The 24796-nt window shown below is 74.6% G+C and carries 26 protein-coding genes and 1 tRNA gene; 15 read left to right on the top strand and 12 right to left on the bottom strand.

Translation table 11 applies throughout. From position 1 onward, the window contains the following. Positions 1–2: 2 nt before the first annotated feature. The 3 genes from FJQ57_RS08625 to upp form a co-directional block, all read right to left on the bottom strand. On the bottom strand, positions 3–1202 hold the full coding sequence (locus tag FJQ57_RS08625; RefSeq protein WP_139979328.1) for an ABC transporter permease: 1200 nt from the start codon (positions 1200–1202) through the stop codon (positions 3–5). Further along, on the bottom strand, positions 1199–2077 hold the full coding sequence (locus FJQ57_RS08620) for an ABC transporter ATP-binding protein (RefSeq protein ID WP_139979326.1): 879 nt from the start codon (positions 2075–2077) through the stop codon (positions 1199–1201). Before FJQ57_RS08620 ends, FJQ57_RS08625 begins: the two co-directional genes overlap by 4 nt. Before the next feature lie 259 nt (positions 2078–2336). Beyond that, positions 2337–2978, bottom strand: coding sequence for a uracil phosphoribosyltransferase (gene upp, locus FJQ57_RS08615; protein ID WP_139979324.1), 642 nt, complete (start codon positions 2976–2978; stop codon positions 2337–2339). A 73-nt stretch (positions 2979–3051) separates the two neighbouring features. On the opposite strand from upp, the gene FJQ57_RS08610 reads away from it, so the two are divergent. The 6 genes from FJQ57_RS08610 (at position 3052) to FJQ57_RS08585 (ending at position 5915) form a co-directional block, all read left to right on the top strand. Beyond that, a complete protein-coding gene (locus FJQ57_RS08610; protein WP_139979322.1) occupies positions 3052–3537 on the top strand; it encodes a tRNA adenosine deaminase-associated protein in 486 nt (161 codons plus the stop codon). 35 nt (positions 3538–3572) lie between these two features. Beyond that, positions 3573–4004, top strand: a complete 432-nt coding sequence (locus FJQ57_RS08605) for a nucleoside deaminase (RefSeq protein ID WP_139980521.1) — start codon at positions 3573–3575, stop codon at positions 4002–4004. A gap of 30 nt (positions 4005–4034) precedes the next feature. Then, positions 4035–4646 carry a TIGR03086 family metal-binding protein gene (locus FJQ57_RS08600; RefSeq protein ID WP_139979320.1) on the top strand — a complete coding sequence of 204 codons (612 nt, stop codon included), beginning with the start codon at positions 4035–4037 and terminating at the stop codon, positions 4644–4646. A gap of 57 nt (positions 4647–4703) precedes the next feature. Further along, positions 4704–4793, top strand: a tRNA-Ser gene (locus tag FJQ57_RS08595). Positions 4794–4928: 135 nt separating this feature from the next. After that, the gene (locus tag FJQ57_RS08590) at positions 4929–5660 is read left to right on the top strand and encodes a hypothetical protein (protein WP_139979318.1); all 732 of its coding nucleotides are present in this window, start codon (positions 4929–4931) and stop codon (positions 5658–5660) included. A 39-nt stretch (positions 5661–5699) separates the two neighbouring features. Then, positions 5700–5915 (top strand): hypothetical protein, encoded by a 216-nt coding sequence (locus tag FJQ57_RS08585; protein ID WP_139979316.1) that lies wholly within the window; start codon positions 5700–5702, stop codon positions 5913–5915. A 5-nt stretch (positions 5916–5920) separates the two neighbouring features. Here FJQ57_RS08585 and FJQ57_RS08580 read toward each other — a convergent pair whose 3' ends face one another. Together FJQ57_RS08580 and FJQ57_RS08575 are read right to left on the bottom strand one after the other, a co-directional pair. After that, complete coding sequence (locus FJQ57_RS08580; RefSeq protein WP_246081696.1) at positions 5921–6604, bottom strand: response regulator; 684 nt, start codon at positions 6602–6604, stop codon at positions 5921–5923. After that, complete coding sequence (locus tag FJQ57_RS08575) at positions 6601–8259, bottom strand: sensor histidine kinase (RefSeq protein ID WP_211348827.1); 1659 nt, start codon at positions 8257–8259, stop codon at positions 6601–6603. The genes FJQ57_RS08580 and FJQ57_RS08575 overlap by 4 nt, the downstream gene beginning before the upstream one ends. 68 nt (positions 8260–8327) lie before the next feature. Between FJQ57_RS08575 and FJQ57_RS08570 the strand changes: the two genes are divergently transcribed. From FJQ57_RS08570 to FJQ57_RS08555, 4 genes are read left to right on the top strand one after another with little or no spacing between them, the layout of a single operon-like run. Further along, a complete protein-coding gene (locus tag FJQ57_RS08570) occupies positions 8328–9347 on the top strand; it encodes a Bug family tripartite tricarboxylate transporter substrate binding protein (RefSeq protein ID WP_246081695.1) in 1020 nt (339 codons plus the stop codon). After that, on the top strand, positions 9347–9877 hold the full coding sequence (locus tag FJQ57_RS08565) for a tripartite tricarboxylate transporter TctB family protein (protein WP_139979310.1): 531 nt from the start codon (positions 9347–9349) through the stop codon (positions 9875–9877). Before FJQ57_RS08570 ends, FJQ57_RS08565 begins: the two co-directional genes overlap by 1 nt. Further along, positions 9877–11412, top strand: coding sequence for a tripartite tricarboxylate transporter permease (locus tag FJQ57_RS08560; RefSeq protein ID WP_139979308.1), 1536 nt, complete (start codon positions 9877–9879; stop codon positions 11410–11412). The genes FJQ57_RS08565 and FJQ57_RS08560 overlap by 1 nt, the downstream gene beginning before the upstream one ends. Further along, positions 11409–11792, top strand: a complete 384-nt coding sequence (locus FJQ57_RS08555; protein WP_139979306.1) for a universal stress protein — start codon at positions 11409–11411, stop codon at positions 11790–11792. The genes FJQ57_RS08560 and FJQ57_RS08555 overlap by 4 nt, the downstream gene beginning before the upstream one ends. 75 nt (positions 11793–11867) lie before the next feature. Here FJQ57_RS08555 and FJQ57_RS08550 read toward each other — a convergent pair whose 3' ends face one another. After that, the gene (locus FJQ57_RS08550; protein WP_139979305.1) at positions 11868–12224 is read right to left on the bottom strand and encodes a hypothetical protein; all 357 of its coding nucleotides are present in this window, start codon (positions 12222–12224) and stop codon (positions 11868–11870) included. 146 nt (positions 12225–12370) lie between these two features. Here FJQ57_RS08550 and FJQ57_RS08545 point away from each other — a divergent pair, with 146 nt between their 5' ends. Both FJQ57_RS08545 and FJQ57_RS08540 read left to right on the top strand, forming a co-directional pair. Continuing rightward, positions 12371–13237 carry an AAA family ATPase gene (locus tag FJQ57_RS08545; protein WP_139979303.1) on the top strand — a complete coding sequence of 289 codons (867 nt, stop codon included), beginning with the start codon at positions 12371–12373 and terminating at the stop codon, positions 13235–13237. A 142-nt stretch (positions 13238–13379) separates the two neighbouring features. Beyond that, a complete protein-coding gene (locus FJQ57_RS08540) occupies positions 13380–14801 on the top strand; it encodes a vWA domain-containing protein (RefSeq protein WP_246081694.1) in 1422 nt (473 codons plus the stop codon). 35 nt (positions 14802–14836) lie between these two features. On the opposite strand, the gene FJQ57_RS08535 is transcribed toward FJQ57_RS08540, so the two are convergent. From FJQ57_RS08535 to FJQ57_RS08525, 3 genes are read right to left on the bottom strand one after another with little or no spacing between them, the layout of a single operon-like run. After that, positions 14837–16231: a hypothetical protein gene (locus FJQ57_RS08535; RefSeq protein ID WP_139979301.1), complete on the bottom strand. Its 1395-nt coding sequence runs from the start codon at positions 16229–16231 to the stop codon at positions 14837–14839. Then, on the bottom strand, positions 16228–17154 hold the full coding sequence (locus FJQ57_RS08530) for a hypothetical protein (protein ID WP_139979299.1): 927 nt from the start codon (positions 17152–17154) through the stop codon (positions 16228–16230). The genes FJQ57_RS08535 and FJQ57_RS08530 overlap by 4 nt, the downstream gene beginning before the upstream one ends. Further along, a complete protein-coding gene (locus FJQ57_RS08525; protein WP_139979297.1) occupies positions 17151–17633 on the bottom strand; it encodes a hypothetical protein in 483 nt (160 codons plus the stop codon). Before FJQ57_RS08525 ends, FJQ57_RS08530 begins: the two co-directional genes overlap by 4 nt. A gap of 166 nt (positions 17634–17799) precedes the next feature. Between FJQ57_RS08525 and FJQ57_RS08520 the strand changes: the two genes are divergently transcribed. Further along, positions 17800–19197, top strand: a complete 1398-nt coding sequence (locus FJQ57_RS08520) for a YncE family protein (protein ID WP_211348826.1) — start codon at positions 17800–17802, stop codon at positions 19195–19197. A 216-nt stretch (positions 19198–19413) separates the two neighbouring features. Here FJQ57_RS08520 and FJQ57_RS08515 read toward each other — a convergent pair whose 3' ends face one another. Then, complete coding sequence (locus tag FJQ57_RS08515) at positions 19414–20622, bottom strand: pyridoxal phosphate-dependent aminotransferase (protein WP_246081693.1); 1209 nt, start codon at positions 20620–20622, stop codon at positions 19414–19416. Between the two features lie 135 nt (positions 20623–20757). Next, positions 20758–22266, bottom strand: a complete 1509-nt coding sequence (locus FJQ57_RS08510; protein WP_139979295.1) for an FAD-binding protein — start codon at positions 22264–22266, stop codon at positions 20758–20760. Between the two features lie 50 nt (positions 22267–22316). Here FJQ57_RS08510 and FJQ57_RS08505 point away from each other — a divergent pair, with 50 nt between their 5' ends. Then, positions 22317–22784: an NUDIX domain-containing protein gene (locus FJQ57_RS08505; RefSeq protein ID WP_139979293.1), complete on the top strand. Its 468-nt coding sequence runs from the start codon at positions 22317–22319 to the stop codon at positions 22782–22784. A gap of 4 nt (positions 22785–22788) precedes the next feature. Here the strand turns inward: FJQ57_RS08505 and FJQ57_RS22375 are convergent, their stop codons facing one another. Continuing rightward, on the bottom strand, positions 22789–23220 hold the full coding sequence (locus FJQ57_RS22375) for an SRPBCC family protein (protein ID WP_170219340.1): 432 nt from the start codon (positions 23218–23220) through the stop codon (positions 22789–22791). A 66-nt stretch (positions 23221–23286) separates the two neighbouring features. Here FJQ57_RS22375 and FJQ57_RS08495 point away from each other — a divergent pair, with 66 nt between their 5' ends. Beyond that, positions 23287–24780: a potassium/proton antiporter gene (locus FJQ57_RS08495; protein ID WP_139979289.1), complete on the top strand. Its 1494-nt coding sequence runs from the start codon at positions 23287–23289 to the stop codon at positions 24778–24780. Positions 24781–24796: the final 16 nt, after the last annotated feature.

Below are 24796 nucleotides of genomic sequence, written 5' to 3'. Positions count from 1 at the left end.
GGTCAGTCGGCCGACCGGGTGCGCAGCGCCTCGCCGTACCCGATCTTGCGGCCGGTCTGCAGCAGCGTGGCCTCGTAGACCCGGGCCGCGACCCGCACGAGGAGCACCGCGGCGAGCAGCGTGGTGGCGATGGCGACACCGAGCTGCCACAGCGGCACGTCGCCCTCGGCGAGGCGCGACGGCATCAGCATCGTCGAGACGATCGGGAACATCGACATCACCGTGCGCACCGACTCCCCGGCGGTGAAGGTCACGATGTACGGCGCGAACAGGATGACCTGCAGGGGCAGCGTCGTGGCCTGCAGGTCCTGCTGGCGGCCGGCCAGCGAGCCCGCGACCGACCAGAAGCTGGCCAGGGCGACGAAGCCGATGACGAAGAACAGCACGTACCAGGCGATGGCCGGGCCGATGAGCTCGAGCGTGGTGGTGTTGCCGGTGACGAGGAGGCCGACGACCCCCACGACGGCGAGCACCACCGTCTGCCCGATGGCCAGGATGCTCGTGCCGATCACCTTGCCCCACAGCAGGGTCCGGATCGGGATGGCGGCGGCCAGGATCTCCACCACCCGGCTCTCCTTCTCCTGCGTGACGGTGGAGGCGATCTGCATGCCGAAGCCGAGCGCGGTCAGGTAGAAGAGCAGGACGAAGACGAACGAGGCGACCTGGCGCAGCCCGGCGTTCGCGGCGTCGGGGTCGAGCAGCCGCTCCGACACCTGCGTCCCGTCGCCGAGGGCCTGCAGGTCGACGCCGTCGCGCTCGGCGTTGGCCTGGGTGACCACGGCGGCGACCGAGGAGGTCAGTGCCCCGGAGACCGAGGCGTCCACGGCGTCGTCGCCGACCAGCTCGTAGCCGGCCCCGCCGCCGGCCGGCAGCAGGGCGACGTCGACGTCGCCGTCGCGGACGGCGCGCTCGGCGGCCGCGGCGTCGTCGTACCGCTCGACCTCGAGCCGGTCGCCGTCGCTGGTGCGCTCCAGGACGGTGCTGCCGGCCTCGACGGCCGTGGCCGCGGTGTCGTCGACGACGGCGACCGTGTCGGTGCTGGTGCGGCCCGAGAGCAGCTCGAGGACGACGATGAGCACGACCAGGCCGAGCACCAGGACGGCGCCGGAGGCCAGGAAGGTCTTGCTGCGCAGCTGGGTGGTGACCTCGCGCTCGGCGACGACGCGCCACAGGCCGCTGGTCTGCTGGGGCTGCTCGCTCATCGGGTGACCTCCCGGAAGATCTCGGTCAGGGGCTGCTGGACGCGGGCGACCTCGACCACCGGCCCGCGGGCCACGGCGGCCGCGACGAGCTCGGAGGCCGGCAGGTCGTCGAGGGTGAGGAGCGCGGTGGGACCGTCGACCGACTCCACGCGTACGCCGCGCAGGTCGCGCACCCAGGCGGCGTCGTGGCCGTCGAGCACCACCCGGTAGCGCTCGGCCCCCCGCGAGCGCAGGTCGGCCACGCTGCCGGCGGCGACGACGCGGCCGCCGGAGAGCACGACGAGGTCGTCGCACAGGCGCTCGACGAGGTCGAGCTGGTGGCTGGAGAACAACAGCGGCACGTCGCTGGCCTCGGTGCGCAGCAGGTCGGTCATGGAGTCGACGGCGAGCGGGTCGAGCCCGCTGAAGGGCTCGTCCAGCACCAGCGCCGTGGGCCGGTGCACGAGGGCGGCCGCGATCTGCACGCGCTGCTGGTTGCCCAGCGACAGGTCGTCGAGGACGTCGCCGGCGCGGTCGGTGAGGTCGAAGTGGCCGAGCAGGTCGTCGGCCCGCTGCCGCGCCTGACCGGTCGAGAGGCCGTGGAGCCGCGCGAAGTAGACCAGCTGCTCCCGGATGCCCATGCGCGGGTAGAGCCCGCGCTCCTCCGGCATGTAGCCGAACGTGCGGCGCACCTCGGCCGTGATCGGCTCCCCACCCCAGAGGACCTCGCCCGACGACGGGGCGAGGACACCCATGAGGATCCGCATCGTGGTGGTCTTGCCGGCGCCGTTGGCGCCGACGAACCCGGTCATCCGTCCGGGCTCCACCCGCAACGAGACGTCGTCGAGCACCGTGGTCGACCCGAACACCCGGGTCAGGGACTGCGCCTCCAGCATGCTCGCGACCCTACGGAGGCGGGGGCGCCCGGCACGAGGGTCGAAGGTATGACGTGGGGTCGGTCGGAGGTCGGAGGACGGGGCCGCGGGTGGGGGCGTCGGTGGGGGAGCGGCGAGGTGGCGACCGGACGGGACCGGGGAAGGGGCGCCAGGTCACCGCAGCTGTGGGTCGGTTGGGGGTAGCGGTGGGGTGGCGACCGGATGGGATCGGAGAACGGTCGCCACGTCACGGCCGCCGGGCCGTGGGCCGGGAGACGGGTCAGCCCGCGACGCCGTACAACCGGTCGCCGGCGTCGCCAAGGCCGGGGACGATGTAGCCCTTGTCGTTGAGGCGCTCGTCGAGCGCCGCGGTCACCACGGTCACGGGGACGTCGAGGCCCTCGAGCTCGCGCTCCAGGTTGGCGCAGCCCTCGGGAGCCGCGAGCAGGCAGACGCAGGTGATGTGGTCGGCGCCGCGGTCGGTCAGGAAGCGGATGGCCGCGGCGAGGGTGCCGCCGGTGGCGAGCATGGGGTCGAGCACGTAGCACTGGCGGCCGCTGAGGTCGTCGGGCAGCCGCTCGGCGTACGTCGAGGCCTGGAGCGTCTCCTCGTTGCGCAGCATCCCGAGGAACCCGACCTCGGCCGTCGGCAGCAGCCGCATCATCCCGTCGAGCATGCCGAGCCCGGCGCGCAGGATCGGCACGACGAGGGGCTTGGGGGAGGCCAGGGCGGTGCCGGTCATCGGCGAGACCGGCGTCGTGATCTCGCTCGGCACGACGCGCACCTCGCGGGTGGCCTCGTAGGCGAGCAGGGTGACCAGCTCGTCGGTGAGGAGGCGGAACGTCGGGGAGTCGGTGCGCTCGTCGCGCAGCACGGTGAGCTTGTGGGCCACGAGCGGGTGGTCGACGACGTGGGTGCGCATGGTGCGGAGCCTAGAGCCCGACGCCGCCCCGAAAGGGGTTGGCCGCGGCTCGGCCGGGTGCCAGGCTGGGGCCATGGTCGAGCAGCTCGACGACGTCGACTTCGCCCTTGCCGCCTTCCGCCGCGACGGCGCCTGGGTGGTCGACGAGCTCGCCCACGACCTGCCGGGCGAGGTCGAGGCGCTGGCCGAGGCGCTGCGCCGCTTCTCCGGCGACGACCTGGTGGTGGCCCTGCTCGGCCTCGACGAGGAGTCGTTCCTCGTGCTGCGGGTCGACCCCGACCGCACCCGCCTGCTGCTGTGGGACGCGGCCGCCGCCGAGGAGTGGGACGTCGCCGCCTCCGCCCTCGACTTCCTCGGGCTGGCCGACGACGAGGGAGACGACGACGGCGACCTGGTGGGCGACCTCGACCTCCTGGCCGACCTCGGGCTGTCGGGCGAGGAGCTCGAGGACATCCTCGACGACAGCGACGGCTTCGCCGACGAGGTGCTGAGCGAGGTCACCCGGGTGCTCGGCTTCGGCCCGCAGTTCGACGACGCCGTCGGCTTCGTCCCCGCGTGAGCGCCGGCCCCGCCGCCTCCCGGTGGGAGGGGCCGATGCGCGCCGCTCTCGAGGAGGCCCGGGCGGCGCTCGCGACCGGCGACGTGCCCATCGGCGCCGTGGTCCTCGACCCGTCCGGCGCGGTCGTCGCCACCGGCCGCAACGTCCGCGAGGCCGACCACGACCCCACCGGCCACGCCGAGGTCGTCGCCCTGCGCGCCGCCGCCCGCGCCCGCGGGGAGTGGCGGCTCGAGGGCTGCACGCTCGTCGTGACCCTCGAGCCCTGCACGATGTGCGCCGGCGCGGCCGTGCTCAGCCGGGTCGAGCGCGTCGTCTTCGGGGCCTTCGACGACAAGGCGGGCGCGGTCGGTTCACTCTGGGACGTCGTGCGCGACCGCCGCCTCAACCACCGCCCCGAGGTGGTGGCCGGGGTGCTGGGGGAGGAGTCGACGGCGCTGCTGGAGGGGTTCTTCGCCGCCCACCGATGAGTGGCTCGCCGGCGCCCGGTCGGCACACCCATGAGCGACCTCCTCGACCTCGGCCCGGCCACCCGCGAGCTGGCCCGGCTGGTCCGCGCCACCCGTGACGACCAGCTCGACGGGCCCACGCCGTGCCCGTCCTACCGCGTCTCCGACCTGTGCGACCACGTGCGCGGCCTGGTCGTCGCGTTCACCCACGCCGCCACCCGCGAGCCCCTGCCCGGGGGCCCGGCCGGGCCGGTCGCCGACGGCACCTCGCTCCCGCCCGACTGGCGCGAGGAGGTCGTCGCCTCCCTCGACCGGCTCGCCGCCGCGTGGACAGACCCGGCGGCACACGACGGGGTGACGTGGGCCGGCCCGGTGGAGCTGCCCGGCCCCGTCGCCGCGCAGGTCGCGCTCGACGAGGTCGTCGTGCACGGCTGGGACCTCGCCGTCGCCACCGGCCAGGCGTACGACGCCGACCCGGCGGCCGTGGCCACCTGCCTGGACTTCGTCACCTCCTTCGCGCCCCCCGAGGGCGGGCCCGCCGACCAGCCCGCCGACGAGGGCGGCCTCTTCGGCCCGCCCGTCGAGGTGCCCGCCGGCGCCTCCGACCTCGACCGTCTCGTCGCGGCGGCGGGCCGCCGCCCCGACTGGACGCCGGGGTCGTGACGGACTGCGGGCGCACCGGATTCGGCGCGCCCACCGCGCTCCGGTACATTCTCCGGCGGTGGCGTGTCCGAGCGGCCTAAGGAGAACGCCTCGAAAGCGTTTGTGGGTGCAAGCCCACCGAGGGTTCAAATCCCTCCGCCACCGCCAGTCGTGAGACACCGACGCCGGTCCCGCCCGTGAGGGTGCGGGGCCGGTGTCGTCTGCGTCTGCCCGGGGGTGCTGGGTTGGCCCGGCTCCGACCGGGGCATGGTGCAGCCCCGCCTCCCGACGAAGGAGCACACCATGACCGGACCCGTCAGCCAGGCCCGCCGCATCGTGGACGAGCACAGCGACCTCCGCCCGGCCTCGGCCGGACGGCTCCAGGAGGCCCTTGGTCGGGTCGTCGTCCGGCACGGCTGGGCCGGCGATCGCAGCCGTCCGGCCCTCGCCGGGTCGATCGTCGGCGTGCTCGTGGCGCTGTTCCTGGTCGCGGTGCCGTCGGCGATCCTCGCTGCCGTCCGCTCCGAGCGGGAGGGGGCGAGCAGCGACCCGTTCCTCGCCGACGCCGGCCCGCCGGTGTGGTTCGACACGTTCCTCTGGTTCTTCATCGCCGTGGCCCTGCTCGTCCTGGCCCGGTCGGCGCTGGCGGTCGTGCGGGGCCTGGTGCTCGTGGCCGCCGGCACCCGGATGATCCGCGCCGGGCGCCCGTATGCCGGCGAGCCGCTCACGGCGCACGAGGACAAGCGCATCGCCGCGGCCGAGGAGCGGCTGGCCGCCTCGCTGGCTCCTCCCGCCGTGCCGGCCGGGCGGAGCCGCCGCGGTCGCACCGGGTTCGGTCCCGACCCGGCGGTGGGCGCCTCGTCGGTCGCGGGCTGGTCGTGGTTCATGGGCGGTGGTGACGCAGGTGGGGGCCACGGCCACCACGGCGGGCACGACGGCGGCGGGGGCGGCTGGGGTGGCTGGGGTGGCGGCGACCCGGGCGGCGGCTCCAGCGGTGGCGGCGGCGACGGCGGCGGAGGTGGCGGCGGCTGCTGACGCCCGGATGGGTCGGAGGGTGTCCCTGGCGTCTGGCCCGTGGACACCACGCTCAAGATGCTGCGCACCGAGCAGCGGAGACGACACGGCGAGGAGGTCACGCCCGCGATGGGCGACCGGCTGGAGCGCCGGCTGCTGGAGCGCGAGCGGGACGGCTCGGTCGTCGACCATGACCCGGCCGACCCCGACGGGTTCCGCTACGTCCCGCGCCGCCCCGACGATGCCGACCTCGTCCGCGCCCCGCGCACCGCCTGACCGGCTCAGCTCGGCCGGTAGCGCCGCTCGGGCCGCCCGGCGGTGCCGTAGCGCAGCCGCACCTCGGCCTCGCCCGTGGCCACGAAGTGCTCGAGGTAGCGCCGCGCGGTGACCCGCGACAGCCCGACCGACTCGCCGGCCTCGGTCGCCGAGATCTCCTCGCTGCTGCGCACCGCGGCCAGCACCAGGTCGGCGGTCTCGGGGCTCAGCCCCTTGGGCAGCCGCACCGGCGCGGCCGACCCCGGCCCCGGCGCCCCGCCCGACGTGCCGAACGCCCGGTCGATCTCGGCCTGGTCGGCCTCGCCGTCGACGAGCGCCTCGAGGGTGGCCGCCACGCGGTGCAGCCGGTCGGCGAGGTCGGCCTGCTCGAACGGCTTGACGAGGTACTGCAGCGCACCTCCGTGCAGGGCCGCGCGCACGGCGTCGGCCCCGCGCTCGGCCGTCACCATGACCACCGCGGTGTGCCGGCCGGCGCGGCGCAGGCGGTCGAGGACGTCCAGGCCGCTCAGGTCGGGCAGGTGCACGTCGAGCAGCAGCAGGTCGGGGTCGAGCTCCTCGACCAGGTGCAGCGCGTCGGCCCCGGTGTGGGCGCTCCCGACCACCGCGAACCCGTCCGTCGCCTCCACGAACCGGGCGTGGATGCGCGCCACCATGAAGTCGTCGTCGACGACGAGCACCCGCAGCGTCACGACCGCACAGCCTGCCGCACGCCGACCGGCAGCACCACGAGGAGCTCGGCGCCGCCCTCGGCCTCGGCCCGCCCGACGGTCACCGAGCCGCCGTGCTGGGCGCAGATCATCCGCACCAGCGGCAGCCCGATGCCCCGGCCACCCGGCACCGACGGCTTGGTCGACCACCCGCGCACGAAGACCTGCTCGCGCTCCGCCTCCGGTACGCCGGGCCCGTTGTCGCGCACCCGCACGTGCACCACCGGGCCGGCGTCGTGGGTGCCCTCCATGGTGGTGATCCACAGCTCGACCTGCGGCTCCGGGCGCCCGGCGCAGGCGTCGATCGCGTTGTCCACCAGGTTGCCGACCACCGTGGTCAGGTCGGAGCTGTCGCCCGGCTCGAGCCGGTCGAGCCGCGACCCGGGGTCGAGCACGAGCTGCACCGCGCGCTCCTCGGCGACCGCGTGCTTGGCCACGACGAGCGCGGCCACGGCGGGGTCGTCGATGCGCGCCGCGACCGACGCGGCGATCTCGGAGCGGTGCCGGGCCAGGTCGCCCACGAGGGCCCGCACCTCGTCGTACTCGCCGAGCTGGACGAGGCCGGAGATCGTGTGCAGGCGGTTGTCGAACTCGTGGGTTTGCGCCCGCAGGGTGTCGGTGAGCGACAGGGTCGAGGAGAGCCGGCTCTGCAGCGAGAGCAGCTCGGTGCGGTCGCGCAGCGTGGTCACCGAGCCGATGCCCCGGCCGCCCGACGACGCGGCGCGGCGGTTGAAGACGAGCACGCGGGTGCCGACGAGCGCCACGGCGTCGACGGCCTCGCCGTCGGTCAGCAGCTCCACGACGTGCTCCTCGAGCCCGAGGTCGTCGACCGACCGGCCGACGGGGTCGTGGTCGACCCCGAGCGCCGCCCGGGCGGCGTCGTTCATCGTGGTGACCCGGCGGTCGGTGCCGACGGCCACGACGCCCTCGCGGATGCTGTGCAGCAGTGCCTCGCGGTGGTCGGCCAGGGTGGCGATCTCGGTGGCCCCCATCCCCTGCGTACGACGCTTCACGACCCGCGAGACCACGTAGGTGCCCAGCACGCCGAGGGCCGCGCCGATGCCCAGGAACAACGCCAGGTCGCTCGCCGCGCCGGTGACCCGCTCGCCCAGGCCGGGGAACTCCTGCTGGGCCACGACCAGGCCGAGCACCTCGCCGTCGTCGGCGTAGACCGGGGCGTGGTCGACCACGCTCCGCACCCCGTCGACCTCGACCGTGCCGAGCCACCCGCTGCCGCGCAGCGCGTCGCTGTCGCCGAGCTCGACCGGCTGGCCGACCTGGGAGGGATCGGTGGAGCCGAGGGCCACGCCCGCGGGGTCGACCACGACGACCAGGGACGCGCCGGCCAGGTTGAGCCCGCGGTCGACGAAGGGGGCCAGCTGCTGGGCCAGCGCGGCCGGCGACGGGGGCGGGTCCATCAACGTGCTGCGCAGCCCCGGGGTGTTGGCGAGGTCCTCGGCCATCGACCGCATCGCCCCGCCGCGCTCGACCTCGAACGACGCGTCGGACTGGCGCACGCTGAGCACGCCGACGATGAGCAGCACCACCCCGACGACGACGAGCTGCAGCAGCAGCACCTGGGCGGCCAGGGTCGGCTCGCGCCGGCGGGGACCCGCACCCGTCGTCCCTGCGACCACTACGAACTCAACCTCCTTTGCCACCGCAACAGTGACGACCGCCACAACCGCCGCGCATGCTGCTCGACGTGTCACCCACATCACACCACCGACGCGCACGCGCCGGGTCCCGGTCCGCGCTGCTGGCCGTGCTCACGGCCCTCGTCCTGCTCGGCGCCACCGGCCTGAGCGGGTGCGGCGTCACCCGCGGCTCGGACGACCCGAGCAACCGGCGCCTGCAGATGATGATCCCCAACAGCCCCGGCGGCGGCTACGACCTCACCGGTCGGGCCGCGGCCAAGGCCATGGAGGACAACGACCTCACCGGTCGCTTCGAGGTCAGCAACGTCCTCGGCGCCAGCGGCACCGTCGCGATGCAGCGGCTGGCCAACTCCGAGGGCGCCGACGACCTCATGATGACGATGGGCCTCGGCGTCGTGGGGGCGGTCTACACCAACGACTCCGACGCCCGCGTGTCCGACATGACGCCGATCGCCCGGCTCATCGAGGAGCAGGAGGGCCTGCTCGTGCCGGCCGACTCGCCGTTCCGCACCGTCGGCGACCTGGTCGAGGCCTGGAAGGCCGACCCGGGGTCGATCACCATCGGCGGCGGCTCGTCCAACGGCGGCCCCGACCACCTCTTCCCCCACCAGCTCGCCCAGACCGTCGGCATCGACCCGCGCCAGGTCAACTACGTGCCCTACGACGGCGGCGGCCCGCTCACCACGGCGCTGCTCGGGGAGAAGATCACCGTCGGCACCTCCGGCCTCGGCGAGTTCGAGGGGCAGATCGCCGACGGCTCCCTGCGCGTGCTCGCCGTCTCCGGCGAGGAGCGGGTGCCCACCGTCGACGCCCCGACCCTGACCGAGGAGGGCATCGACTTCGTCTTCACCAACTGGCGCGGCGTGCTCGCCCCGCCCGGCATCTCCGAGGAGCAGCGCGACTACCTCGTCGGCCTCCTCTCCGACATGCACGACACGCCCGAGTGGCAGGCCGCCCTCGAGCGCAACGGCTGGACCGACAACTTCGCCACCGGCGAGGAGTTCGCGACGTTCCTGCAGGAGCAGGACCGCCGCGTCGCCGACACCCTCGAGGAGCTGGGACTCTGATGACCGCCACCCACACCCCGCCCACCGCGGAAGAGACCCGGCCCGCCCGGCTGGTCGACAAGGCGCAGTACGGCCTCGCCGCGTTCCTGGTCGTCGTCGGCGCCTACACCCTGTACGACGCCACCACGCTGGAGGACGGCTTCGCCGACCAGCCCGTGCAGCCGTACGCCGTCCCGTACGTCGTCGGCGCCGTGCTGGTGCTCCTCGGCGTGCTGCTGGCGGTCGCCACGGCCCGCGGCGACGTGGCCGAGGCCGAGGACGGCGAGGACGTCGACCTCTCCGCCGGCAGCGACTGGCGCACCGTCGGGCTGCTGACCGCGGTGTTCGTGCTCAACATCCTGCTCATCGACTGGCTCGGCTGGGCCATCACCGGCGCCCTGCTCTTCGCCGGCGCGGCCGGGGTGCTGGGCAGCCGCAGCCACGTCCGCGACCTCGCCATCGGCGCCGCCCTCTCCGTCGGCACCTGGTACGGCTTCTACGTCGGGCTGGGCATCCCGATCCCGGCCGGCGTCCTGGACGGGGTGCTGTGATGGACCTCCTCCTCGAGGGCTTCCAGACCGCCCTGACCCCGCAGAACCTGCTCTTCGCCGTCCTCGGCGTCCTGCTCGGCACCGCCGTCGGCGTCCTGCCCGGCATCGGCCCGGCCATGACCGTGGCCCTGCTGCTCCCCGTGACCTACAGCGTCGGTCCCGACAGCGCGATCATCATGTTCGCCGGCATCTACTACGGCGGCATGTACGGCGGGTCGACGACCTCGATCCTGCTCAACACCCCGGGCGAGTCGTCCTCGGTCATCACCGCCATCGAGGGCAACAAGATGGCCAAGAAGGGCCGAGCGGCCCAGGCGCTGGCCACCGCGGCCATCGGCTCCTTCGTGGCCGGCACCATCGGCACCGTCCTGCTCGTGCTGCTGACACCGACCGTCGCCGACGTCGTGGTCAAGCTCGGGGCGCCGTCGTACTTCGCGATCATGCTGCTGGCGCTCTTCGCGGTCACCGCGGTGCTCGGCTCGTCCAAGCTGCGCGGCTTCGTCGCGCTCTTCCTCGGCCTCGCCGTCGGCCTGGTCGGCACCACGACCGGGCAGGCCCGGCTCACCTTCGACCAGCCGCTGCTGGCCGACGGCATCGACATCGTGGTCGTCGCCGTGGCGATCTTCGCGATCGGCGAGGCGCTGTGGGTCGCGGCCCACCTGCGCCGCAAGCCGCTCGAGGTCATCCCCGTCGGCCAGCCCTGGATGAGCAAGGCCGACTGGGGCCGGTCGTGGAAGCCGTGGCTGCGCGGCACCGCGTTCGGGTTCCCCTTCGGTGCGCTGCCCGCCGGCGGCGCCGAGGTGCCGACGTTCCTGTCCTACGTCACCGAGCGCAAGCTCTCCAAGCACCCCGAGGAGTTCGGCAAGGGCGCCATCGAGGGCGTGGCCGGGCCCGAGGCCGCCAACAACGCCTCGGCCGCCGGCACCCTGGTCCCGCTGCTGGCCATCGGCCTGCCGACCACCGCCACCGCGGCGGTCATCTTGCTGGCGATGCAGAGCTACGGCATCCAGCCCGGCCCGCAGCTGCTCGACAACGAGCCCGGCCTCGTCTGGGCCCTGCTGGCCAGCCTGTTCGTGGCCAACACGCTGCTGCTGGTGCTCAACCTGCCGCTGGCCCCGCTGTGGGCCAAGCTGCTGCGCATCCCGCGCCCCTACCTGTACGCCGGCATCCTGTTCTTCGCCTCGCTCGGCGCCTACAGCGTCAACTTCCAGGCCTTCGACCTCGGCCTGCTGCTCGCCTTCGGCCTCCTCGGCCTGGCCATGCGCCGCTTCGGCGTCCCGGTGCTGCCGCTCATCATCGGCGTCATCCTCGGGCCCCGCCTGGAGGAGCAGCTGACCACCGCGCTCGCCCTCTCCCAGGGCGACGTGAGCACGCTGTGGGGCGAGCCCGTCGCCATCGCGGTGTACGTCGTCATGGCGCTGCTGCTGGGCGGCATGGTGCTGCGCGGCCTGCGCAAGCCCGAGCCCGTCGCCGAGGCCCCCCAGGGCGGCCCCGAGTCCCCCGAGAGCACCGAGACCGTGGAGGTCGGCCGATGACCATCGTCGTGGGCTACACGCCCGACACCTACGGCCGCGCGGCCCTGCAGCACGCCGAGGCCGAGGCCCGCGAGCGCGGTGAGCGCCTCGTCGTGGTCAACGCGACCTCGGGCCAGAGCCTGGTCGACAAGCGGTTCGCACCCGAGTCCGACATGGCCGAGGTCGAGGCCCGCCTCGCCGACCTCGACCACGCCGTGCGCCACGAGGTCGTCCCCGACGTCGCCGACGCCGTGCTCAAGGTCGCGGCCGAGGAGCAGGCCCGGCTCGTCGTGGTCGGCGTGCGGCGTCGTACGCCGGTCGGCAAGCTGCTGCTCGGCAGCGTCGCCCAGCGGGTGATCCTCGAGGCGGCCTGCCCGGTGCTGGCCGTCAAGCCCGACTGACCGCACACCGCCTGCTGACGGGGCGGCCGGCCCCCCATGGGCCGACCGACCCGTCAGGTCCGGGGTGGGCCCGCCTCAGCGGGCCACGTCGGCGCGGCACACGGCGACGAGCCGGCCGTCGGCGTCGCCGGTGAAGACGGCCCAGCCGTCGTCGAAGCCCACCTGCTGCACCCGGTCGCCGCGCTCCACGAGCGCCGAGCCGGGGATGACGTCGGGGCCGAGGCCGTCGGTCGAGCAGCCGTGGCGCTCCATCAGCGCCGCCACCCGCGCGTCCTCGGCCCGGTCGGCCGGCGTCGGACCGGCCTCGGCCTGCGAGGTGACGGGCGCCGTCTGGAGCACGGGGCTGACCGCGACGACGGCGACCACGCCGACGACGGCGACCTTGGCCGCCTCGACGGCGAGGCGGACCGCGCGGCTCGGCGTACGCAGCATGGGGGTGCTCCGGGAGGACGTGGGGGGTGGGGGAGGTGCGGGTCGTGCGCCGAGATGCCCGTTCAACGAGCACTCCGTGGCCGCGTCACGGACGAGGCCCACTGGTCAAGACCACCGGTGGGCCGGTGGGCTGCGAGGATGACGGGATGAGCGCTCCCTCCTGGTTCGCCTCGCCCGCGGAGGCGACGAGCCGCCTCGACGCGGTGGGCTACCTCGCCGACCTGCCCACGGCCACCACCGCCTTCCTCGCCGGTGCGCTCGAGAAGCCGCTGCTCGTCGAGGGACCGGCCGGCGTCGGCAAGACCGAGCTGGCCAAGGCCGTGGCCCGGGCGACGGGCGCGGAGCTGGTGCGGCTGCAGTGCTACGAGGGCCTCGACGAGGCCCGGGCGCTGTACGAGTGGAACTACAAGAAGCAGCTGCTGCGCATCCAGTCCGCCGGCGACCAGGAGTGGGACGCCACCCACGACGACATCTTCACCGAGGAGTTCCTCCTCACCCGGCCGCTGCTGACCGCGATCCGGCGCGACGAGCCGACCGTGCTGCTCGTCGACGAGGTCGACAAGACCGACATCGAGGTCGAGGGCCTGCTGCTCGAGGTGCTCTCGGACTTCCAGGTGACGATCCCCGAGCTCGGCACGGTCACCTCGACCCGCCGCCCGTTCGTCGTGCTGACCTCCAACGCCAGCCGCGAGCTCTCCGAGGCCGTCAAGCGCCGCTGCCTCTACCTCCACCTCGACTACCCCGACGCCGACCGCGAGCGCGAGATCGTCGCCTCCCACGTCCCCGGCCTCGACGACCGCGTCACCACCCAGCTCGTCGCCACCGTGGCCCGGCTGCGCGAGCTCGAGCTGAAGAAGGCGCCCTCCATCGCCGAGTCCGTCGACTGGGCCCGCACCCTGGTCGCCCTCGAGATCGGCGACCTCGACGAGAAGGCCGTCGCCGACACCCTCGGCGTCATCCTCAAGCACCGTTCCGACCACGACCGCGCGGTCAAGGAGCTGAAGCTGCGATGACCCGCCGCTCCCGTGGTCTCGAGACAGGCGCCAGCGCGCCTTCCTCGACCACCGTGTGCCCCGGTCTCCACCCACGGTGGTCGAGGAGGGACGGAGTCCCGTCTCGAGACCGCGTGACCGCAGCGGCTCCGCGGGACTCGCCGTGACGGAGTCGCGCAGCGGGCTGGTCGACCGGCACGTGGCGTTCCTCGAGGCGCTGCGGGGGGCGGGGCTGGCGGTCTCGCTGGCCGAGGACCTCGACGCCGTGGCCGCCCTCACCGCCCTCGACTGGACCGACCGCACCCAGGTCAAGGAGGGGTACGCCGCCACGCTGGTCAAGAAGCAGGCGCAGCGGCCGACCTTCGAGGCGCTGTTCGACCTCTACTTCCCGCGGATGGTGGGGGGCGGGGCGCGGTCCCTCGACCCGGACGGCGACCCCGACGTGGGGGACGCGGGCGGCGACGCGGCGCCGGCGTCCCTGGTGCGCGACAACGCCGAGGCGCTGGCCGACTTCCGGGAGCGGCTGGCCGAGGCGCTCGAGGCCGGGGACCAGCAGGCGCTCGACGCACTGGCGGCCGAGATGGTCGGACGGTTCGGCGCGATGCCGGGCCGCGGTCCGGGGCTGTCGTCGTGGTCGGCGTACACCGCGCTGCAGCGGGTCGCGCCGACCGAGCTCGTCGACCGCATCGTGGCGGCGCTGCTCGGCCAGGGCCTGACCCAGGAGGAGGCCGAGCGCGGCGCGGGCCGCCGGGTCGGGGCGTTCACCGCGACCGTCGAGGCCGACGCGCGGCGCCGGATCGCGGAGGAGAAGGGCGCCGACCACGTCGCCAACGTCGCGCTGCGCCCGAGCATCGACCGGCTCGACTTCACCGCCGCCCGCCGCTCCGACCTCGAGCAGATGCGCCGCGAGATCTACCCGCTCGCCCGGCGCCTCGCGGCCCGGCTGACCAAGGAGCAGCACGCCCGCCGCCGCGGGCCGCTCGACTTCCGCCGCACCGTCCGGGCGTCGATGTCGACCGGCGGCGTGCCGATCGCGACCCACCACCGGCCCAAGCGGCCCCATCGCACCGAGCTCGTGGTGCTGTGCGACGTGAGCGGGTCGGTGGCCAGCTTCGCGCAGTTCACCCTGCTGCTGGTCTTCGCGCTGCGCGACCAGTTCCAGAAGGTGCGGGCCTTCACCTTCATCGACCACGTGCACGAGGTCACCCACCACTTCACCCCCGGCGCCGACGTCGTCGACGTCATGGCCGACCTTGCCGCCAGCACCGCGCACGCGGCGCTGTGGGGGCGCACCAACTACGGCCGCGCGCTGACCAAGTTCGTCGAGCAGCACCCCGACGCGGTCGGGCCCAAGACCTCGCTGCTCGTGCTCGGCGACGCCCGGTCCAACTACAGCGACCTGCACGAGGACGTGCTCCGCGACCTCGCCGGCACGGCCCGGCACGCCTGGTGGCTCAACCCCGAGCACCGCCGCCACTGGGGCACCGGCGACTCCGCCGCCCGCGCCTACGGCGAGATCGTGCCGATGGTCGAGTGCCGCAACCTGACCCAGCTCTCGGAGTTCGTGCACGAGCTCGCCCGCTGAGCCGCCGCGAGCCGCTGCGTGGCGCGGCGGCGGGGTCAGCCGGCGAGGTAGCCGAGGTCGACGAGCCGGGCCAGCTCCTCGCGCAGCGCCGGGTGGTCGGCGGCGTCGGCGGCGCGGCCGCCGTCGACGTACCCCTCGTGGCCGCCGTCGTAGACGACCGTGACCCGGTTGGGCGCGCCGGTGCCGCCGATGAGCGAGCCGAGCAGCGCGACGGGGTCGGAGCGGTCCTCCAGGGCCAGGACCCGGGTGGGCTCGGGGATGCGCGGCACGTGGGCCGAGGGCGCACCCGCGGTGACCACCTGGTCGACGGTGAACCGGGCGCCGCCCTCCTGCGCCGCGACCTCCGCTGCGGCCACGCCGCCCTGGCCGACCCCGACCAGCATGACCCGGGGGTCGGTGACGCCGGCGACGGCCCGCTCGATCGTGCGCACCACCTGGGCGGCGTACGACGACTGGTCGCCGCCGACCAGCCGCAGCCGGCGCGGGACGGCGCCGTCGGGGCCCGGCAGGAACGCCACGAACCGGTGGTCGCCGACCCGGCGCACCGTGACCGTGGCCGTGGTGCGCGAGAGCTCGGTGAGCAGGTCGGCCAGGCTGCGCGGCGCTCCGCCGGCCGCGGTGCCGTCGGCCCCCTCGACGCCGGCGCCACCCTCGGCGGGGTCGCCGTCGTCGTCGACGAGGCCCCCGGCGACGTCGCGCAGGGCGGGTCCGAGGTCCTGGACCAGCGGGTCGACGCCCAGGGCGCGCAGGCCGCCCTGGGCGGCCTGGCGGCCGCGGTCGCCGGCGAGCACGCCGGTGGTGAGCAGCGAGCGCATCCGCAGGCCGTCGAGGAGCCCGCCCCCGCCGCTGGTGACGTGCTCGAGCAGCTCGGGGTTGGCGCCGGCGAGCTCGTCGAGGTAGGCCGCGACCCCGTCGCGGTCGAGCGCGTCGGTCTCGATCAGGCCGGCCGAGACGATGGCGCCGCCGAGGGCGACCTCGGGTGCAAGGTAGCCGATGGCGCGGCCGGCGATCGAGCCCAGCGTCTTGTAGGCCGCGGTCTGCAGCTCGTCGATCCAGCGGTAGGTCAGCACCGTCGCCCGCAGCACCAGGGCGTCGGCGTCGAGCTCGATGGAGCGGTTGAGCAGCCCCCGCTTGCCGGAGGTGGTGCCGCGCAGGTCCTCCTCGGCCTGGTCCCACGTGGCGGGGGACAGGGGCCGGGAGTCGGTGAACGCCGGGTCGGTGGCCACGTCGGAGCCGAGCCCGGCTTGGTGGCGGACCTGCTCGGCCGACTCGTCGAACAGCGCGGCCAGGCGTCCCATCCGGTCGTAGCGGTCGGCCATCGCGGCCGCCTCGGCGGGCGTGGTCGCGGCGCGGCCGTCCTCCGCCGCCGCCGCGGCCAGGACCGCCTGGTCGTCGGGGACCGCGCGCAGGCGGTGGGGCTGCTCGGTCATCGGGCCACCTCTCGCAGGACGGGCGCCAGGTCGCGGGCCAGGTCGGCGGCGTCGACGGACCGGAGCTCCACGCGCGGGGTGCCGCGGTCGCGGTGGGGCCGCAGGCTTCGCCAGCCGTCGGCGAGCAGCACCCACGACCGCACGCCGACCACGTCGGTGCGCTCGGTCGAGACGTCGGCGACGAGCACCCGCAGCCGGCCCTGCGCCTCGGCCCCGAGGGCCTGCAGCAGCGCGGGCAGCTCGGCGGCGAAGACCGGACGGCCGTGGGCGTCGAGCACGCTGCCGGCCCGCTGGTCGGCCAGGAGCGGCAGCAGGTCGGCTCGCCCGGTCGTCACCGCCTCGACGGTGGCGTCGAGCAGCTCGTAGGGCAGGTCGACCCCGGGCGGCACGGCCGACGAGCGGAGCTCGAGGTCCTCGGGCAGCACGGCGACCCGGCCCAGCTCGGCCGGCCAGGCCGAGGTGGCGAACCAGGCCAGCTCGAACACGACGCCGTCGCTCGTGGCGAGCGTGGCGACGGCGTCGTCCTGGGCACGGTGCCAGGCCTTGACCTGGGCGTCGCCGACCGCGACGTCGAGGTCGACGGCGTACGTCGGGGTGGCCAGCAGGCCCACCGCGCCGGCGAGGCCCTCGTCGAGGACGTCGTCGCGCAGCAGGCCCCGGCGGGCCAGGGTGGTCACCGGGTCGTGCAGGGCGTCGAGGGCGGCGCGGTAGGCCTGGTCGTCGCTGGAGCCCCTGCTCGCGCCGAGGCGGGCCTCGAGCGCGCTCACCGCGGCCGGGGCGGCGACGTCGAAGGGCAGCGGTGCGCCGCCCGCGCGCTCGGCGACGAGCTGCAGCTCGGGCAGGGTCAGGGTGACCCGGCGGGGCAGCCCGTCGAGGAGCGAGGACGGCGGCGGCGGTGGGGTGCTGAGGTCGATGGTGGTCACGCGCGTCCCTCCAGGCCGGGCAGCTCGACGGCCAGCCAGTCGGGATGGCCGGTCGGCGGCGGGTCGAAGGCGGCCAGGGCCACGTCGTCGGGGTCGGGCCGGAGGTCGGCGGCGGCCGCGCCGCCGTCGTGGCGCCGCCGCTCGAGGTCGGCGACCCGGGCCCGGGCCTCGGCCACCAGTCCGGTCGCCCGGCGCTCGACCGCGGCGATCCGCTCGGCCGTCGACTCGACCGCGAGCAGGTGCCGCTCGAGGGAGTCGGCCGCCGTCTCGTGCTGGGTCGCGGCCGTGCGCAGGTGGGTGGCCCGCTCGGTCACCCGGACCCGCATCGAGTCAGCGGCCCGCCCGGTCCAGCCGACCGCCTCGGTCTGCGCGACCAGCCGGTCGGCCAGGGCCCGGACGTCGTCGGCCTGCTCGCGCAGCTGCTCGACCCGGCGCCGCAGGACGTCGGTGTCACCGGTACCACCGGGGGTGCGGTGCATGGGGGTGCCTCTCGGTGCCGTCACCGGCCGTCGTGTGGGGGGCGGACGTCTCCGGGCCCGTTCCCCGCAACCCGAGCGGCGAAACGCCGGGACGGGCACAATGTCGTGGTCGTCACGCGCCGTCCGTCGGCCGGCGTGCAGCCACTCGAGCAGGGAGCGACGCAACATGGGGTTCGTCCGACGCCTGGCCGCGCTGGGTCTCTCCGCGGTCGTCGCCGCCGGCGGCGCGCTCGCCGCACCCACCGCCGAGGCCGAGGTCGCCTCGTCCGGGGCGAGCGATCGCCGTACGCCGGCGGCGCAGCTGCGCAGCGACGCCACCGGACCGGGCACGGTCGCCAAGGGCGCGCGGCGCGTGGTGTTCGTCGGCGACAACTGGGAGGGCACCGCGACCCTGCTCGACCCGCGCACGTTCAGGCGGGTCGCCTCGATCGACGTCGTCCCCGACTACCAGGCGCGCATGCGCGAGATCGCGCTCAACCCCTACCGCCTCGCCTACTTCCTGGCCATCCGTGAGCTCATCGGCGAGGGCAACGACCAGTTCGTCGACGACATGTACTCCAGCAACGACGGCCGCCTGGTGGTGATCTCGCGGCCGTCCTTCGCCGACGTCGTGGCGATCAGCCTGCAGACCAAGAAGATCGTGTGGCGCTTCCCGGTGGCGGGGGTGCGCTCGGACCACATGGCCGTCTCGCCCGACGGCCGGCGCGTCGTGGTCAGCGCCTCGACCGGCAACGTCGTCCACGTGCTGCGCATCCGCGACGGCAAGGAGGTCGGCCGGTTCGCCTCCGGCGGCTCCCCGCACGAGAGCATCTTCATCGACGGCGGCAAGCGGATCCTGCACGCCAGCATCGGCACCGTCTACAGCCCGCTCGACGAGCCCGGCATCCCCGACCCGCTCGAGGGTGACCGGGTGCTGCAGGTCGTCAACGCCAGGACGCTGAAGATCGAGCGGCGCTACGACCTGCGCAAGGCGCTCGACGAGCGTGGCCTGCGCGACACCTCCATCTCGGTGCGGCCGATGACCCTCTCGCCGGACCAGCAGACGTTCTACTTCCAGCTCTCGTTCCTCCACGGCTTCGTCGGTCTCGACCGCCGCACCGGCAAGATCACCCGGGTCGAGCGGCTGCCCAACCTCGTGCCCGACCTGCCGCGGCCGGCCTACCTGCTCGACTCGGCCCACCACGGCATCGCCATGGACCCGAGGGGCAAGCGCCTGTGCGTCGCGGGCACGATGAGCGACTACGCCACGATGGTCGTCGCGGGCCGGCGCTGGGGCCACACCAAGCTGCTCAAGGGTGGCCTCAAGCCCTACTGGGTCACGCCGAGCTGGGACGGGAAGTACTGCTACGTCTCCTGGAGCGGCTCCGACACCGTCTCCCGCATCAGCTACAAGACCGCCCGCATCGTCTCGACCACCCGCGTCGGCGACCACCCGCAGCGGGTGCGCAACGGCTTCGTCCAGCGGGCGTTCGTGCGAGGCCTCGGCTTCAACGAGTCCTCCGTGCCCCTGCGGCTCTCGCCCCAGACGCTGTGGGAGACGCCGTCCCAGCTGTTCCCGCGCTGACGCACCGCACGACCGCAGCCGGTCGGCTGGGTCGAGGTCCGCGGTGAGTGGTCTCGAGACAGTCGCTAGCGCGACTTCCTCGACCACCGTGTGGCCCGACCACCGGGTGGCTCGACCCGACGGTGGTCGAGGAGGGACGAAGTCCCGTCTCGAGACCACGCGACCGCCGCCGGTGGGCTGGGTCGAGGTGCGCGGTCGACGGTCTCGGGACAGTCGCTAGCGGGACGTCCTCGACCACCGTGCGGCCCGGGTGAGGACGGGCTCCAGGCGGTCGAGGGCCTGCTCGATCTCCGCGCCGGGGCCGGCGAAGGAGAAGCGGACGAAGCGGCCGCCGTCGGCGGTGTCGAAGTCGACGCCGGTGGCGAGCGCGACGCCGGTGCGGGCGAGCACGTCGTGGGCGAAGGCCATCGAGTCGTCGGTGAGGTGGCCGAGGTCGGCGTAGGCGTAGAACGCGCCGTCGGCGGGGGCGAGGCCGGTCACCCCGAGGCGGGCGAGCCCGTCGAGCAGGAGGGTCCGGTTGGCGGCGTACCGCTCGACGTGGCCGTCGAGCTCGGCGTACGCCGCCTCGGTGAACGCCGCCACGCAGGCGCGCTGGGCCAGCACCGGGGGGCAGATGGTGAAGTTGCCGGTGAGCACGTCGACCGCGCGGCGGAGCCGGTCGGGCACCAGCATCCAGCCGATGCGCCAGCCGGTCATCGAGAAGTACTTGGAGAACGAGCAGAAGACCACGGCCTCGCGGCTGGTCTCCCAGGCCGAGCGGGCCAGCCGCTCGCCGGCGGGGGCGTACTCGATGCCGTGGTAGATCTCGTCGCTGATCAGCTGGACGCCCGCCTGCTCGCACCACGTCGCCAGCGCGGCGAGCTCGCTCGGCAGCAGCATGGTGCCGGTGGGGTTGGCGGGGGAGGCGACGACGAGGCCCTTGAGGTCGGGGATGGCCGCCACCTGGTCGACCGTGGGCTGGAAGCGGGTCTCGGGGCCGGTCGGGATCTCCACGACCTCGCAGCCGAGCGCGGCGAGCACGTTGCGGTAGCAGGGGTAGCCCGGCCGCGCGATGGCCACGCGGTCGCCGACCTCGAACGCCGCCAGGAAGGCCAGCAGGAACCCGCCGCTGCTCCCCGTGGTCACCACGACCTCGTCGGGGTCGACCGCGACGCCGTACCGGCTGGTGTGGTGGCCCGCGATGGCCTCGCGGAGCTCGCGGATGCCGGTGGCGGGCGTGTAGCCCAGCGGGTCGCCGCTCTGCAGCAGCCGGACGGCCTCGTCGTTGACCGCCCGCGGGGCGCCGGTGCTGGGCTGGCCAGCCAGGAGGTTGAGCAGGTCGCCGTGGCTGCGCTGCCGCTCCGCCGCGGCGGCCAGCAGGTCCATGACGTGGAACGGCGGCACGTCGGCCCGCTGGGCGGCCTGCAGGCGGTCGGTGCTCACCACCTGGCCGAGGCTACGGCGTGGGGTGGCGTGGTCGGGCCCGGGGCTTCGAGGCTCGCTGCGCTCGCACCTCAGCCACCGGAGGGTGGCTGAGGTGCGACGAGCGCCAGCGAGGAGCCTGGAAGCCCCCGAGCCGGTCTACGAGACCCGACCCGCGAGCCCCGCTCGCGCCCGCGCCGCGGCGAGGCCGGCGCGACGGCCGAAGAAGGAGCCCTCGCCGAGCTGGGTGCCGGAGCAGTAGCCCTTGCCGTCCTGGGCCAGGTTGGACGCGCACGCGCCGGCGGCGTACAGGCCGCGGACGACCGAGCCGTCGGGGCGCTGGGCCTCGCCGTCGACGGTCACCCGGATGCCGCCGAGGGTGAACCCGGCGTAGATCGCCTTGCCCAGGGTCAGGTCGAAGACGGCCCACGGGCCCGTCGACTGCGGGGCCAGCCACTCGGGCGCCTTGTGGAAGTCGACGTCGTCGCCGGCGGCGGCCAGCTCGTCGTACCGGGCGAGCGTGCGCTGCACCGAGCCTGCCGGCAGGTCGAGGGCGGTCTCGAGCTCGGCGAGGGTCTCGTAGCCGTCGACGAGCGGGGCGAGCGGGAAGGCGGGGTACTCGACGTGGTCGCTGTCGACGACGAGGTAGGCCGCGCTGTCGGGCTGCTCCATGACGAACTGGGAGGTGCGCGAGTGGTAGCCGTCCTCGTTGCAGAACCGCTCGCCGCGCTTGTTGACCAGCACGCCGAAGACGAGCTTCGACGGCGGGTAGAAGGGCGCGGTGATGAACGGCTCGTCCATGTGCTTGAGCTCGGCGCCGACCGAGGCGCCGAGGCGGATGCCCAGCCCGTCGTCGTACGTCGAGCCGAGGGTGAAGGGCTTCTCGGCCAGCGCGGGCGTGTGGGCAGCCACCATGTCGGGGTTCATCACGAAGCCGCCGGCGGCCAGCACCACGCCGCCCGCACGGACCAGCCCGGTCTCGTCGAAGGAGCGCCAGGCCAGGCCGGTCACCGCGCCGGACTCGTCCACCACCAGCTGGGTCGCGCCGGTCTCGTAGCGGACCTCGACGCCGGCCTCCTCGACCCGGTCGCGCAGCAGGTCCATGACCAGCTTGGTGCCCTCGGTCTCGCCGGGCGCCGGCACCTTGTGGCCGCGCGGCGCGGGCGTGGCCATGGTGCTGAAGGGCCAGACCTTCTCGTTGCCCGTGTACATCAGGCCCTGGGTGCCGGGCTGGATGACGGCCTTCTCGGGGTAGTAGGACCGCTCGAACTCGAACCCCAGCGCCTCCAGCCAGTCGAAGTGCTCGACCGAGCCCTCGCAGTAGGCGCGGATCTTGTCGTGCTCGGGCTCCTTGCTCACCGCGACGAGGTAGTCGTGCATGGCCTCGACGGAGTCGTCGTGCCCGGTCGCGCGCTGCACCGCGGTGCCGGCGCCGAGGTAGAAGTGGCCGCCGGAGAGCGAGGACGTGCCGCCGTGCACGGCCGCCCTCTCCAGCAGGAGCACCCGCGCGCCGGCGCGCGCGGCCTCCAGTGCCGCGCAGCCGCCGGCGATGCCGAACCCGACCACCACGACGTCGTACGACGGCGCGTCGGCGGGCAGGGCCGCGGCGGGGACGGTCTCGGGGATCGCGGTGCCCTTGGTGCCGGGAGCGGCGGGCTGGAGGGTCATCCGTCCATGGTAGAACAGGTTCTACTTCTGCGGAGTCCTAAGGTCGGCCGGTGCACTACACCGAGGTCGACACCCGCGTCGCGGCGTACGCCGTGGTCGTCGACGAGATCGCCGAGCTCGAGGGCCGTCGCAGCATCCTGCTCACCTGGTTCAACGGCGAGGGCCGCACCGACCCGAGCTGGTCGCTGCCCGGCGGCGGCATCGACTACGGCGAGACGGTCGAGGAGGGCCTGGCCCGGGAGGTCGTCGAGGAGGCCGGGTACGACGTCGCCGTCGGCGCCCCGCTGCTCGTCGACCTCCACCACGGCAGCGCCTCGCCCACGACCGGCCGGCTCTTCCGTGCGGTCCGGCTGCTGTACGCCGCCACCGTCACCGGCGGCGAGCTCGGCACGACGGAGGTGGGCGGGTCGACCGACTTCGCCCGCTGGGTGCCGCTCGAGGGCCCCGGTTCGTTGGGTGCCGAGGAGCCGCGGGCCCGGGTCGTCGACCTCGCGCTCGGCCTGGTGCGCGGGGCCTGAGGCCTCACAGCTCGTCGAGCACCCGCCCCATCTGCCGGGCGGCGTCGTCGGCGACCCGGCGCATCGCGAGCACGGCGAGGGGCGTCAGCACCCGGGCCGCGCCGCGGACGTCGAACTGGACGGTGTAGTCGACCCGGGCCCGGCCGGCCCTGACGTCGTGCACCTCGATCGTGTCGAGGAACTGCACCCGTCCGGCGTCGCCGCGCAGCCGCAGCCGCCGGGGCGGCTCGTGGTCGACGACGGTGTAGGTCACCGGGGCGTCGACGCCGAACAGGTGGGAGCCGTTGCGGTAGACGGTGCCGACGCCGCCGTCGCCCGCCGTACGACGGGTCTGGCGGGTCGGCGGGTCCCACTGCTCGGTGGTGAAGTCGGCCAGGAAGTCCCAGACCAGCTCGGCCGGGCGGGAGGTCGCGACGTGGCGCACGAGTCGGGGCACGGGGTCCGGTACCCCGTCGGCCGGTGGATAGGATCGGGTCCCGCCGCCCCCGCCGTGAGGTGACACGTGAGCTTCGACGTCCACCAGCTCGACGCGTTCGTGCTGGTGGGGTCGGCGGTCACGCTGGCCGCCATCCTCGCCGTCCGCCTCTCCAGTCGCGCCGGCCTGCCCAGCCTGCTGATCTACCTGCTCATGGGCGTCGCGCTCGGGGAGGCCGGGCTCGGCATCCAGTTCGAGGACGCCGAGGTCGCCCACGCCCTCGGCTTCGCCGCCCTGGCGGTGATCCTGGCCGAGGGCGGCCTGACGACCAACTGGCGCGAGGCTCGCACCTCGATGCGGCTCGGGCTGTCGCTGGCCACGGTCGGCGTCGCGGTCTCGGTGGGCGTGGTCGCGGTCGGGGCGCACTTCCTGCTCGGGCTCTCCTGGCAGGTCTCGGTCCTGCTGGGCGCGGTCTGCTCGCCGACCGACGCGGCGGCGGTCTTCTCGGTGCTGCGGGTCGTGCCGCTCTCGCGCCGGCTCATCGGGTCGCTCGAGGCCGAGTCGGGCCTCAACGACGCCCCGACCGTCGTGCTGGTCACCCTCGTCTCGACGGGCGCGGTGGCGTCGTACGGCGTGGTCGGCACGGCCGCGGTCATCGTGGGCGAGCTCGCCCTCGGCTTGGCGGTGGGGCTGGCGATCGGGTTCGGCGGAGCCTGGGTGATGCGCCGGGTGGCCCTGCCCTCCTCCGGCCTCTACCCCCTGGCCGTCCTGTGCCTGACCTTCCTGGCCTACGGCGCGACGGTCGGGCTGCACGGCAGCGGGTTCGCCGCGGTGTACGTCGCCGCGCTGGTGCTCGGCAACGCCGACCTGCCCCACCGGGGCACCACCCGGTCCTTCGCCGAGGGCATCGCGTGGCTGGCGCAGATCGGGCTGTTCGTCATGCTCGGGCTGCTGCTCTCGCCCGGGCGGATCTCCCTCGAGACCGTCGGCCTGGCGCTCGTGGCCGGCCTGCTGCTCACCGTCGTCGCCCGGCCGGTCTCGGTCCTCGTCAGCAGCGTCGTGCAGCCGATGCCGTGGCGCGAGCTGGGCTTCCTGTCCTGGGCCGGCCTGCGGGGCGCGGTGCCGATCGTGCTCACGACGATCCCCCTCAGCGAGGGCGTCCCCGGGGCCGAGGGCCTCTTCGACATCGTCTTCGTGATGGTCATCGTCTACACGCTCGTCACGGCGCCGTCGCTGCCCCTCGTCGCGAGGATCCTCAAGGTCACCCGCCGCTCCGAGCCCCGCGACCTCGACCTCGAGGCCGCCCCTCTCGAACGGGTGCAGGCCGACCTGCTGCAGATCACCGTCAGCCCCGTCTCCCGGCTGCACGGCGTCGAGGTCGGCGAGCTGCGCCTGCCCCGTGGCGCGTCGGTCAGCATGGTGATCCGCGACGGCGAGACCCTCGTGCCGGAGCGGCGCACCGTGCTGCGCCACGGCGACGACCTGCTCGTCGTCACCCCCCGCGCCCTGCGCGAGGCCACCGAGGAACGCCTCCGCGTCGTCAGCGCCCACGGCCGCCTGGCCCGCTGGCAGGCCGACTGACCGGCGTACGGCGGCA

Source organism: Nocardioides litoris (assembly GCF_006346315.1).
GTDB classification, from domain to species: domain Bacteria; phylum Actinomycetota; class Actinomycetes; order Propionibacteriales; family Nocardioidaceae; genus Nocardioides; species Nocardioides litoris.
This window is presented reverse-complemented; position numbering and strand designations above follow the sequence as displayed.